General features: G+C 65.8%; 12 protein-coding genes. 4 read left to right on the plus strand and 8 right to left on the minus strand.

What is annotated here, in order from left to right:
* Positions 1–3 precede the first annotated feature (3 nt).
* The 6 genes from O3I_RS42010 to O3I_RS42035 are packed head-to-tail and all read right to left on the minus strand — an operon-like array spanning position 4 to position 6,330.
* Complete coding sequence (locus O3I_RS42010; RefSeq protein ID WP_014989173.1) at positions 4–1,113, minus strand: MCE family protein; 1,110 nt, start codon at positions 1,111–1,113, stop codon at positions 4–6.
* Complete coding sequence (locus tag O3I_RS42015) at positions 1,110–2,108, minus strand: MCE family protein (RefSeq protein ID WP_014989174.1); 999 nt, start codon at positions 2,106–2,108, stop codon at positions 1,110–1,112. Before O3I_RS42015 ends, O3I_RS42010 begins: the two co-directional genes overlap by 4 nt.
* On the minus strand, positions 2,108–3,151 hold the full coding sequence (locus O3I_RS42020) for an MCE family protein (RefSeq protein ID WP_014989175.1): 1,044 nt from the start codon (positions 3,149–3,151) through the stop codon (positions 2,108–2,110). The genes O3I_RS42015 and O3I_RS42020 overlap by 1 nt, the downstream gene beginning before the upstream one ends.
* Positions 3,148–4,641, minus strand: coding sequence for an MlaD family protein (locus O3I_RS42025; RefSeq protein ID WP_041563215.1), 1,494 nt, complete (start codon positions 4,639–4,641; stop codon positions 3,148–3,150). The genes O3I_RS42020 and O3I_RS42025 overlap by 4 nt, the downstream gene beginning before the upstream one ends.
* A 6-nt stretch (positions 4,642–4,647) precedes the next feature.
* Complete coding sequence (locus O3I_RS42030) at positions 4,648–5,511, minus strand: ABC transporter permease (RefSeq protein WP_014989177.1); 864 nt, start codon at positions 5,509–5,511, stop codon at positions 4,648–4,650.
* The gene (locus tag O3I_RS42035; protein WP_014989178.1) at positions 5,512–6,330 is read right to left on the minus strand and encodes an ABC transporter permease; all 819 of its coding nucleotides are present in this window, start codon (positions 6,328–6,330) and stop codon (positions 5,512–5,514) included.
* A 560-nt stretch (positions 6,331–6,890) separates the two neighbouring features.
* Between O3I_RS42035 and O3I_RS42040 the strand changes: the two genes are divergently transcribed.
* The 3 genes from O3I_RS42040 (at position 6,891) to O3I_RS42050 (ending at position 8,860) form a co-directional block, all read left to right on the plus strand.
* Positions 6,891–7,589 (plus strand): hypothetical protein, encoded by a 699-nt coding sequence (locus O3I_RS42040; protein WP_014989179.1) that lies wholly within the window; start codon positions 6,891–6,893, stop codon positions 7,587–7,589.
* 278 nt (positions 7,590–7,867) lie between these two features.
* Positions 7,868–8,383: a hypothetical protein gene (locus O3I_RS42045; protein ID WP_014989180.1), complete on the plus strand. Its 516-nt coding sequence runs from the start codon at positions 7,868–7,870 to the stop codon at positions 8,381–8,383.
* A gap of 138 nt (positions 8,384–8,521) precedes the next feature.
* Complete coding sequence (locus tag O3I_RS42050) at positions 8,522–8,860, plus strand: hypothetical protein (RefSeq protein WP_141691832.1); 339 nt, start codon at positions 8,522–8,524, stop codon at positions 8,858–8,860.
* A 5-nt stretch (positions 8,861–8,865) separates the two neighbouring features.
* Here the strand turns inward: O3I_RS42050 and O3I_RS42055 are convergent, their stop codons facing one another.
* A complete protein-coding gene (locus O3I_RS42055; protein ID WP_014989182.1) occupies positions 8,866–10,344 on the minus strand; it encodes an MFS transporter in 1,479 nt (492 codons plus the stop codon).
* A gap of 49 nt (positions 10,345–10,393) precedes the next feature.
* Positions 10,394–10,999 (minus strand): LppU family putative lipoprotein, encoded by a 606-nt coding sequence (gene lppU / locus O3I_RS42060; RefSeq protein ID WP_014989183.1) that lies wholly within the window; start codon positions 10,997–10,999, stop codon positions 10,394–10,396.
* Between the two features lie 190 nt (positions 11,000–11,189).
* Between lppU and O3I_RS42065 the strand changes: the two genes are divergently transcribed.
* Positions 11,190–11,729: a DUF6764 family protein gene (locus O3I_RS42065; protein WP_014989184.1), complete on the plus strand. Its 540-nt coding sequence runs from the start codon at positions 11,190–11,192 to the stop codon at positions 11,727–11,729.
* Positions 11,730–11,749 lie beyond the last annotated feature (20 nt).

Genomic DNA, 11,749 nt, shown 5'->3' on the forward strand with positions numbered 1-11,749 from the left:
ACGTCATTTCGTCAGTCCGAGCAGCGCTGCCGTGAGGCCGTAATCCGGCCCGAAGTCCTGGCCGTATCCGGTACGGCAGCCCTCCGCCTTCATCTGGATGCGTTCGCAGAACAGGCTCAGGATGTCGCCGGTCAGGGCCGTGCCGATGACCGCGTGCAGGCGCACGTAGCCGTGCTCGCGGTTCATGATCTTGTCGACGTTCTGGAAGGCCAGCGGCGCCACGTCGACGACCTCGGTGATGCCGTAGGCGTTGTCGCGCAACTGCTGGGTGACATTGGTGAGTCCGGCCATCGAACCCGCCAGCTGGTCCTGGTACTGCACCAGGGTCGTGCTGGTGTTGGCGAGGAAGTCGTTGATCTGGTTCAACGTCGCCTGCAGACCGGGCGACTGCTCCGCGAGCAGCCCGGTGAGCTGAGTCATCCGGTTGCTGAAATCGCGCACCGACTGGTCGTTGTCGGCCAGCATCGTGGTCAGCTCGTTCAGCTTCACGATGATGTTGGACACCGCGTCCTTGTTGTCGACACCGATCTTCAGCGCGCCGGACAGGGCGTTGAGCGTGTCACGCATCTTCTCGCCGTTGCCGTTCACCATCGGGTACAGCACCCGGCCCGAGAGCGGGCCGAGGCCTTCGCTGCCCGGCTCGGGCTTGAGCGCGGCGGCGAACTGATCGATGGTCTTGATCATCGTGTCCAGCTCGACCGGAGTCTTGGTCTTGGCCAGCGGCAGGTGCGCACCGTCGGCCAGCGTGTCGCCCTTGGTGTAGACCGGGGTGAGCTCGACATGCCGGTCGGTCACGATGGACGGCGAAATGATCGCCGCCATCGCGTCTTTCGGAATCTTCACGTCGTTGTTGATCGACATGTGCACCTCGACGAGGGTGCCCTTCGGCACGATCTTCTCGACCTTGCCGACATCGAGCCCGAGCACCGTGATCGGGTTGCCCTCGTAGATGCCCGCGATGTTCTCGAAGTCCGCGGTGATCCGAATCGTCTGGCCCAGCGCGTTGTTCACCGAGGTCGGCACCAGCGAGCAGCTTCCGACGGTCAGTGCGGCCGCACTGACCAGCAGCAGTTTGGCGAGGGAACGGAGTTTGACGGTCTTGGCGAAGCTCATCCCTGGCACCCCTCGATCGCGTTGGCGAAGCACAACCAGTTGTCCGGGAACAGCCACGGGAGGCCGACGTCGCCGTACGGTCCGCTGCCGCCCCAGGAGTTCGCCAGGTAGCGCACCGTCGGCGGCATCAGCGAAAGCAACCGGTCCAGATTGTCCTTGTTCTTCTGCAGGCCCTCGGCCATGGTGTTGAGCTGCTGGATGGTCGGGCCGAGCTGGTTGTCGTTCTCCGCGCCGATCGCCTGCAGCTGCTTGGTGAGCTGGGCGACGTTGTCGAGCAGCTGGCGCAGCAGCCCCTGCCGCTCCATCACCCGGTTCGCGATGGCCTCACCCTGGGTGATCACCAGCAGCACACTGTTGCGGTTGTCGCCCAGGATCTGGGTGACCCGGTTCAGGTCCTTGAGCAGGCTGTCCACCTCGTCGCGGCGGGTGTCCATCACCTTGGCCAGCGCGCCGACACTGTCGAGCGCCTGCGCCATCAGCTGCGGCGAATCGCCCATCTGCTGATTGATCAGGTTCAGCGACTCGGACAGCTTCTTGGTGTCGAGCGCCTCGAACTTCGGCGTGCCGACCTGCACCACATCGGCGAGGTTGTACGGAACGGCGGTGTTGGACACCGGGATTCGGCCGCCCTTCAGGCCGGTGCCGTCGCCGGGCTCCAGATCCACATACCGGGCGCCGAGCAGCGTCGCCATCTTGATCGAGGCGCGCGCGTCCGGCCCGAGCTTGACCCCGTTGTCGACGCTCAGCGTCAGCAGCACGTGGTCGCCCTCGAGTTTCGCGCCGTCCACCCGGCCGCTCGTCACGCCCGCGATGGCCACCCGGTCGCCGACCTTGATGCCCGCGGCCTGCACGAACTCGGCCTTGATCGACTGCTCACCGACGCCGAGCAGCTTGATCGCGCTGGAGGCGAGCAGCAGCGCGACGATGAGCGCACCGCCGATGATGCCGAGCCAGAAGTAGCGGTTGTTGTCGAACTTGGTCTTGAGCTTGCTCATCATGGGCGGCACACCGCCGAGTGCGAAGTGCCACCGATCTGCGAGAACAGACCGCGCGGGAACAGCACGCCGTACAGCGAGACGTCCAAGCCGCACAGGTAGGCGTTGGCGTAGCCGCCCTCGGAGGTGTGCTTGCCGCCGATCGAGACGATGTTGGGCAGGTCGACCGCCATCTGGTCGAGCTTGGCGCCGTTGTTCAGCAGTAGCGTGAGTGCCGCGCTGGTGGAGTTCTGCGCGGTCTGCAGCTTCGGCTGGATGTTGCCGACCATGTCCACCAGCGAACTGGTGGCGTTGGCGATCTGCACGGTCGAGGACTGCAACGACTGCCCCTGCTCGTACAACCCGCCGATCAAGGCCCGGGTCTGGGTCACCAGGGTCTCCAATTCATCACCTCGTTTGGCCAACCCCGACATCACGCCGGACAGGTTGACGATCACGTCGGACAGGATCGCGTCCCGCCGCTGGAAATCGGTGGCCAGCTGCGCGGCCTGCACGATGAACGCGCTCAACGAGACCCCGTCGCCCTGCAGGGCCTGGATGAAAGTCTCGGACAACCGGTTCACCTGCTCGGGCTGCAGCGCCTGGAACAGCGGCTGAAAACCGTTGAGCAGCCCGGACACATCGAACGACGGCTCGGTGCGCTCCAGCGGAATCGATCCGTTGTTCTTCAGCTGCGCCGGGCTCGGCGCCTTGCCCGGCGCCAGCGCGACATACCGCTGCCCGATCAGGTTCTGGTAGCGCACCAGGGCTTTGGTGTCGTCGAACAGGGTTTGATCCCGCTGCACGACGAAGGTCACCTTCGCCACCTGCTTCTTGGACTTCGGGTCGCGGTTCAGCTCGATCTTCTCGACCTTGCCGACCCGCACGCCGGCCATTCGGACATCGTCGCCGGTGTGCAGGCCGAGCACATCGGAGAACGTCGCGGAGTAGGTGTTGGTGTCGCCCTGGACGATGCGCGCCAAGGTATTCCAGACGACGACCGTCACCAGGATGGAGACGAGCGCGAAGATGCCGAACCCGATCAGCGGCTTTTTTATACTCATCGGCTCGCCTCGCTCTGGGCCACGTGCATGGTCCCGCCCTTCAAGATCGAGCTCAACAGCAGGTATTCGGCGGTGGTCGGCTGCCGCCCGAGCAGCTGGGTGATCGCGGCATCGCCCTGGTAGGAGATCTCCCCGACCTTCGGCGCGCCCGCCGGTGCGGCGGCCGGCGGCACCGGGCCCGGCGCGGGCGCCGGAGCGGGCTGCCCGCCGAGCAGACCGGGCAGCATCGGGAACAGGCCCTCCAGCGGCGTGCCCGCGAACGGACGCGGCTCGCCGGCCACCGGGCCCGCGGCGGTCGCCGGGTTGGGCATGGTGACACCCGGGATCAGCGGCAGGCCCGGCATCGGCACCACCGGGGGCAGACCGGCGGCCGATTCCAGCGCGCGCGGCTTCAGCTTGTCCGGCAGCGGCGGCAGTTCGTTCACCGCGGGCGCGGTGGCGCAGCTCGGTCCGGCCAGCTCGCCGTAGCGCGGGCAGTCGGCCACGGTGTACGGCTTGTACGGCGTGAGCGTGATACCCGCGTTCCAGCGCTGCTGCTGTTGCGGACCCCAGGTGAAGGTGGTGTCCATCCGGCGCACCATCTCACTGAGATTCAGGATCGTGTTGGTGATCGCGGACGGATCCGCGGCCACCGCGCCGAACATATCGCTCGTGCCCGCGGTGACCTGCTTGCCCACATCACCGTTGCGCGCGAACAGATCGTTCACGGTGTCGACCGTGCTGCTGGTGCCGGTGATCAACGCGACGAGATCGGTGCGCCGGTCGGCGATGGTGCGCGCGGTATCGACGGAAGTGCCGAGCACGTCGAGCAATTCGGGCGCGGACTGGTTCAGCGCGTGCATCGACGCGGACAGGTCACCGAGCATCACCCCGAGGTTCGGGATGGAGTCGTCCACCGACTGCAACCAGCGATCGAACCGTTCGACGGTGGAGCCGGGCATCCGGCCGCTGCCGTCGAGCGCCTGCGAGAGCGTGCCGAGCACGCGCCCGAACTGCATCGGATCGATCCGGTCCAGGATGTTGCGCACCGTGGTCAGGGTGTCCTGCAGCGCGAGCGTGCCCGCGCTGCGGTCCTCCTCGATGACCGAGCCCTCGCGCAGGAACTGATCGGCCGGGCCGTTGAAGACCAGCTCGACCGAGGTGACCGCGAACAGGTTGCTCGGCACCACCCGCGCGGTGACGTTCGACGGAACGCCCTTCGCGAACTCGGGTTTCATCTCGATCTGCACCTTCTGCAGCTCGCCTTTGGCCGCGACCTCGACGTCGGCGACCTCGCCGACGAGCACGCCACGGAACTTGACGTCCGCCTTCTCCGGCAGGCCGTCACCGGTGGTGGTGAGGTTCGCGACGACGTTGACCTTGTCGACGAAGTAACCGGTGTAGCGGCCCATCAAGAACGCCAGCACGATCGCGAAGACGACCAGCCCGCCGACACCCGCGAGGAGCAGCTGGCGCATGGTGGGACCACGCCCACTCGGATCAATGATCATCTCGTCCTACCCTGAGATCCGGATTCCGGCGGTGACGCCCCAGATCGCCAATGTCATGAACAGATTCGCGAACACGACCGCGATGATGCACACCTTGATCGCCCGGCCGGCCGCGACACCGACACCCTCCGGCCCGCCGGAGGCGAAGAAACCGTAGTAGCACTGGATGAACGTGGTGACCGCGACGAACAGGATCGCCTTCACCAGCGAATAGACCACGTCGCCCGGTACCAGGAATTGGTAGAAGTAGTGCTGATAGGTACCGCTGGCGGTGCCGCCGATCAGTTGCACGGTCAGCGAGCAGGAGATGTAGGCCATCGCCAGGCCCAGGCAGTACAGCGGGATGATGGCGATCATCGCGGCGAACATCCGGGTGCTGATCAGGTAGGGCAGCGGCCGGATCGCGATGGACTCCAGCGCGTCGATCTCCTCGGAGATCCGCATGGCGCCCAGCTGCGCGGTGAACCGGCAGCCCGCCTGCGCGGCGAACGCGATCGTGGCGAGCAGCGGGCCGATCTCCCGGGTGGTGGCGAACGCGGAGATCGCGCCGGTGATCGGGCTCAGGCCGAGCAGGTTCAGCGAGTTGTAACCCTGGATGCCGACGGTCATCCCGCCGAAAGCGCTGAGGATGACCACGACGCCGATCGTGCCGCCACCGACGACCAGGTTCCCGTTGCCCCAGGTGACATCCGAGAGCAGCCGCCACACTTCCTTCGGATAGTGCTTGAGCGCCAACGGAATCGAGCCGATCGAGCGCAACAGGAAGAACACCTGGTGGCCCAGTTTGGCGAGCAGGTTCGCCGGCGCCGACGCGCCCTTGCGAAGCTGTTGGAACGGCCGCAGCAGCGGGGGAACGTATGTCGACGACACTCAGACCACCTGTGACGGGAACAGTGCGTTGTACACCTGAGTGATTATCAGGTTCACGCCGAACAACATGATCGCCGAACTCACCACTGCCGAATTGACCGCGTTGGCCACGCCGCCCGGGCCGCCGCGGGCATTCAGTCCGTTGTCGCACGCGATGATCGCCGCGAGCAAACCGAATATCAGCGATTTCACCAGTGCGACAAGAAGATCACGCGTGACGGCGAACGAGGAGAACGTACCGATATATGAACCCGGCGTTCCGTTCTGCGCGAAAATATTGAAGATGTAACCGGTCAAGAAACCGACGAAGACGACGAAGCCGCAGAGCAGCACACTGACCAGCATGGCCGCGCCGAGGCGCGGAGCAACCAACCGGCGCATCGGGTCGACGCCCATCACCTTCATCGCGTCGATCTCTTCGCGGATGGTGCGCGAGCCGAGGTCGGCGCAGACCGCGGAGCCGACCGCGCCGGCGATCATCAGCGAGGTGACGAGGGGAGCGCCCTGCTGGATGATGCCGAGGCCGTTGGCCGCGCCGATGAAGGAGGTCGCGCCGACCTGCCCGGCGATCGAGCCGACCTGGATCGATACGATGACACCGATCGGAATGGCGACGAGCAGCGTGGGCGCCGCCGAGACGCTCGACATGAACGCGCACTGGCGGATGAACTCACGAAAAGGGAAGCGGCGACGGAAGATCGAGACGAAAAGTTCGGCAACCGCCGCGATCCCCATGGTGATCTGGCGACCGAAGGTTTCCAGCGAAGCCTTCGGATGGTCTGCCCAGTAACCCTTGGTCCAATCGACCGCATCACTCATCCGTGACCCTGTTGGTGGACTCTCGGTCGACTGCACTGGCTAACCCCTCTCGACGCCGGTTGGCTGCCCCGACGACTTGTTTGCTTGACGCACCTTACTACGTAGTAAGCCAGAACACACCACCCTCTTGTGATTGCAGTCATAGACCTCGGCCACAGTGCGCGTAACGCTATGACGTGGGACATCGACATTGGGGCATAGCCCAAACAGGCGGGCATCGACGTTGGCACAAGTGACAGGTCAAGCTGAGAAACGACGGCTCGGAACGGACCATCCGGGCAATTTATTCGGACAATATTCAGGCAAAATCCCTATCGATTCCGGAACCGTACGAAACGGACCGCACTACTACCGGAGTACAAACAGGAACCGAACAAAAGGATTTTCCATAGCGTGTCGCTATCGACGGCGATAAGAGACAAAAGGGAGGATTTGCCTGAAATAGGGTGGACCTCGGAGCATCCTGGACACCCTGCTGTAGATGACGCGCCCGGACAGAAATACTGACACGATGGGTGCGACAGATTGATATCGTGCGGGCTTCCGACGTCTGGAGGGACATGTTCAGCAAACTCGCCAAGGTGGCCAACGCCGCCTTCGCCGTAGCCCTGGGTGCGGCGCTGCTGGGGACGGGCGCGGGGGCCGCGCAGGCCGATCCCGGCCCACCGGTCGTGGGCGGCGGCTCCGGCATCATCATCTCCGACACGCCGGGAGCCCTCAGCGACCAGTTGTTCGAGTGCACCGTCACCACGGTCGGCCGCGACGGCGCGGGGCGCCTCGTCGGCTTCACCGCCGGGCACTGCGGCGAACCCGGATACGAGGTGTACGCCGAGGCCGACCGCGGCGCCGGCGTGATCGGCCGGTTCGTCTACTCCAACCACGACCTGGACTACGCCGTCCTGGAATTCAACGAGGACAAGATGATCCCGGTGAATCGGATCGGCAACGTCACCATCACCGGGCTCGGCGGACCCGCCCAGTTCCCGACGATCGTCTGCAAGGAAGGCCGGACCACCGGCAACACCTGCGGCATCAGCTGGGGCGACGTGTTCGGGTCGAACACCGAGACCTGGAGTCAGATGTGTGTCGTGGAGGGCGATTCCGGCGCGCCGGTCGTCGTCGGCTCCACGCTGGTCGGCATGGTCAACGCCTACCTCGCCGTCGCGTGCTTCGGCCCCGAGGTCGGCACCAACATGTCCACGATCACCGACGACGTCAACGCTCGCGGCGGCATCGGAGCGGGATTCCGGCCGATCTGAGATTTCGGCGAACGGCGCGGCGGCGCACCACTGCGACAGTGGTGCGCCGCCGTTTTTGTTGTACTGCCATCGTCGGCTGTACTGCCATGTCGCACTGCCACTTCGGGTCGGCGACCTTTACCGCGCGCCGAGCCATCCGTTAACTTCAGCAGGTGCCGGCACCGCACATCCATCGGGGGACACAGAAACCAATCCGATTGCGAATGCCATTTCGCAATAGCTCTACTTTGCTGTGCTGACCCCTGAGCCAGATACGTCGAACGAAGATCAGGGAAAAAATGAATATACGACGCAGCGTTACCGCCGGCATTCTGGTGCTGGCCACCACGATCACGATCACCGGCGGCTCCGTCGCGGTCGCGACCGCGACCCCGACCGGCCAGGTCGTCCAGAGCCGACTGCAGGCGGACCGATTCGAGATACCCACGCGACGTCTCGGCCCCTCCGCGGCGGCACAGCAATACGCCGAAGAGCGACTCGGCCCGGACGGCATCGCCGACATCCGGCAGGCCCACACCAGTGCCAATGCCGAACTCCGGCGAAATGCGGGACTGCCTGCGGCAGGGCTGCTGGTGGCAGCAGCCGCCTGGTGCGCCAGAGGCGCGCTGGGAAGCGTGGCGACCTCCGTGCTCGACGACATCGCCAACGGCGGACAGGGGACCAACTACGCCAGGAACGCCATCATCGGTTGCCTGGTAGGCGAATTCGGCGGCGTGGTCTGGAAGTTCATCAAGAACAAGGACCGGCTGATCGCGGTGGTGGCGGCGGTGCTCATCCGCTTCCCGAAGGGCTGACCAGCGACCGTCCGGGTCGGCGAGCGGTAACGAGCCGCCGGCCCGGCACGGTGTGGATACGATCGATCGAGATCAGCATCGAGGGCACGGGACGCCGTAGCGTGATCGGCAGGAAACAGGGGCGGCATGCTTCCATACGTGATTATTATCGGTTACAGCGCAGTGCTTTTCATGGTCGCACGTTCCGCGATCCAGGGCCATCGTGGACAAGGCCTGCGCGACACCCCTTTTCGCGAAGAGGTCTCCGATCGAGTATTGACCGATCCGGAACTCAGAGGCCGGGCGAACCGCACGATCCGAAACTACGGTCTCGCCGCTTCGGCAATGTGTATCCCGCCGATCATCGCGATGATCAATATCGTGCGACACGATATCGACCGGCATGTCTCCACACCCTTTCTGATTTTTCTCGCGATATACACCGCGGCGATCACCTGCGTGGCGCTCTACCCAGCCGTGCACATCCGAAAGATGTGACGCTCTCATTGCGGCGCTCGGTCGCCCGACTGCGGCGCTCGCTCGCTCGGCGCGAGAGCGGGTCCGGTGGCCGCGGCGCACTGCGGCAGGCAGTCCACGTTGTCCAGGGTCGGCGGGCGCCGCGGCGCGCGCAGCAGCACACCGGCGAGCACCGCGCCCGCGATCAGCAGGCCGACACAGATCCACATGGCCTTGGCGAAACCGTGGTCGAACGCGACGGGATCGCCCAGCGCACCGGAGATTCCGGCCAGGCCGGGCAGCGCGGCGACGGCGAGCAGTTGCGCGGTGCGCGCGACGGCGTTGTTCACCCCGGAGGCGATCCCCGCCTCGCTCGACGGCACCGCGCCGAGCACGGCGCCGGTCAGCGGGGCGACCAGCGCGGTGAGCCCGAGCCCGAAGACGAGCACGCCGGGCAGCACATCAATGAAATACGTGGTGTCCGGGCCGATTCGGAGGAGCAGTACCAGCCCACCCGCGGCGAGCAACGGACCGACCGTCATCGGCAGGCGCGGGCCGTGCACCTGGGCCCACCGGCCCGCACGCGCGGACAACAGCAGCATGACCAGCGTGACGGGCACGGTCGCGACACCCGACATCAGCGGTGAATACCCGGCCACCAGTTGCAGTTCCAGCACCAGCAGGAAGAACACGCCGCCGAGCGCGGCGTACACCGCGAGCGTGACCAGGTTGGCCGCGGTGAAGACGCGCGAGGCGAACAGCACCGGCGGCACCAGCGGATGGTCGCTGCGCAACTCGATCACCACGAACGCCGCGAGCAGCAGCAGCCCGCCGACGACGAGCAGGGGCATAGTGTCGATCAGTCCGAAGGTCAGCGCACCGAGGGCGAGCGCGACCACGAAGGCGCCCGGCACGTCCAACCGGGTGCCGGCGTTCGGATCACGGCTCTCCGGCACATGTTTCAGCGCGACGAGCACGACCACCACCGCGAGCGGCACATTGATGAAGAAGATCGAGCGCCAGCCCGCCACCTCGATCAGCCAACCGCCGAGGAACGGGCCGAGCGCGCCGGAGACGCCGCCGAACCCCGACCACAAACCGATCGCCGCGCCCTGATCACGCCGGTCGATCGACGAGGAGATCAGGGCGAGACTGCCCGGCGTCAGCATCGCACCGGCCACACCCTGCAGAATCCGCGCGAACACCAGCATCTCGATGTTCATCGCGGCACCGCACAGCACCGAGGCGAGCGCGAACCCGATGGTGCCCCAGACGAATACCTTGCGCCGGCCGAGCCGGTCGCCCAGCGAGCCGCCGAGCAGGATGAACGACGCCAAGGTCAGCGTGTAACCGTTCAGTGTCCACTGCAGGCCCGCGACGTCGGTGTCGAGTGATTCACCGATCCGGGGCAGCGCGATGTTCACGACGGTGGCGTCGAGCGAGGCCACCGACGAACCGAGGATCGTGCCGAGCAGAATCCAGCGCCCGGTGGACGATTTCAGCCGCGGAAGATCAGTCGTGCTCACCGACCCAACATAATGCGCAGGATCGAACAGCGGCGGTATTCCGGTGGTGTCAGAGTTCCTGGACGCAGACCACGAAATGCCGTTCCTCGTAGACATAGCCGGAACCGCTGTCGCAGGCGCTGACATCGCTGGCGCCCTCGACCCGGTTGACCACCTTGACGCCCTTCTGCGGCGTGGCGCCGGTGCAGTCGATCCGCTTGGGGTCGTCGCCGCCGACATCCATGCAGCCGCCGACCACCCAGTCGATATCCAGACAGTACGCGCCCTGTTCGATGCCGTTGAGGGTTTCGGCGTAGTAGTTGTCCGCGTCGCCGACGCAGGCGGTGCTCTTGGGCGCCTTGCCGATCACCTTGTAGTTGGCCGCCCGGCTGCCGCACGAGGCCTTCGCGATGGTGGCGTTGCTGGTGGTGCCGCCGAGCGTGACGCAGTCGCCGATGTTCGCCTCGAAGTCGGTGTTGCCACCCTTGTTCGTGCTGGTGGGCGCGGGCTTGCCGGACGAAGGCCGCGGCGTGACCGAGACGGCATCGATGGTGCCGTTGTTCACCGCGGGCTGCGCGTGACCGCTGATGGTGGAGCTACAGCCCACCAGCGCGAGGGCGGCAACACCGACCAACGTCGCAAACGCGACACGACCCCAGGTCAGTTGACCAGACACGTACAGTCCTCCCGAGCTGTAGTGCTTCGAACTCGGACCCCCGGAAAGAATTCGAAGTGCGCAAAGCAGTGCTTGAAATACACGCCATGCATACACCATGGACCGCGCACACGTCGACCCGACTGCGGAATCAGGCTCCTAGCAACCGATCTGAGTACAGTGGTGTTTTCGGTGCGAGAGGAGTTTGTCCGTGAAGCTGATCAGCGCGATCGTATGCGCGACTGCCGCGGCGGGGGTCTCGCTGTCTTTTTCCGGCACCGCCTCAGCTACCGACGTGCAATGCACTTCGGCGCACGGGACCGATATCACCGTGATCGACGGCAGGACCGCCTGCCGGGCGGCCACCGATCTGCTGGGTGAGGCCAAATCGCTCGGCATCGACGGTATCGGTTACGCGAATGCCACGGGGGGCGCCCGCGCACTCGGGATCGGTATCGCGGGCGGGGTCGGCGCGGGCGAGGGCTCGGGCGGCATACCGCTGGCGATCGGCGTCGGACAGGATGCCATCGCGCTCAGTTCCATTGATCGCGAGGATGTTTCGATCGCCGCCTGGCCTCCGGTGCTCGCGGTGTCGGTCGCCTTCGAAGGGTCGCGCGCGAGCGCGCGGACCGCCGAGACCCGCGTGATCTGCCTGGGCGGCGGCGCCTTCGCCTGGAATTCGAGCACCGGCGACACCTGCCTCAGCACCCCGCTGGGCCGGTGGCAGACCGCCGACGAGCGGTTACCCTGAGGGACGGTCCGACGATCGGT

Origin of the sequence: Nocardia brasiliensis ATCC 700358 (genome assembly GCF_000250675.2) — a bacterium.
Taxonomy (GTDB): domain Bacteria; phylum Actinomycetota; class Actinomycetes; order Mycobacteriales; family Mycobacteriaceae; genus Nocardia; species Nocardia brasiliensis_B.

What these genes read in the sequence shown, in the direction of transcription:
- O3I_RS42045 (WP_014989180.1), top strand. Translation starts at nt 7,868, where the DNA reads ATGAATATACGACGCAGCGTTACCGCCGGCATTCTGGTGCTGGCCACC.
- O3I_RS42025 (WP_041563215.1), bottom strand. Translation starts at nt 4,641, where the DNA reads ATGATCATTGATCCGAGTGGGCGTGGTCCCACCATGCGCCAGCTGCTC.
- O3I_RS42020 (WP_014989175.1), bottom strand. Translation starts at nt 3,151, where the DNA reads ATGAGTATAAAAAAGCCGCTGATCGGGTTCGGCATCTTCGCGCTCGTC.
- O3I_RS42035 (WP_014989178.1), bottom strand. Translation starts at nt 6,330, where the DNA reads ATGAGTGATGCGGTCGATTGGACCAAGGGTTACTGGGCAGACCATCCG.
- O3I_RS42015 (WP_014989174.1), bottom strand. Translation starts at nt 2,108, where the DNA reads ATGAGCAAGCTCAAGACCAAGTTCGACAACAACCGCTACTTCTGGCTC.
- O3I_RS42010 (WP_014989173.1), bottom strand. Translation starts at nt 1,113, where the DNA reads ATGAGCTTCGCCAAGACCGTCAAACTCCGTTCCCTCGCCAAACTGCTG.
- O3I_RS42040 (WP_014989179.1), top strand. Translation starts at nt 6,891, where the DNA reads ATGTTCAGCAAACTCGCCAAGGTGGCCAACGCCGCCTTCGCCGTAGCC.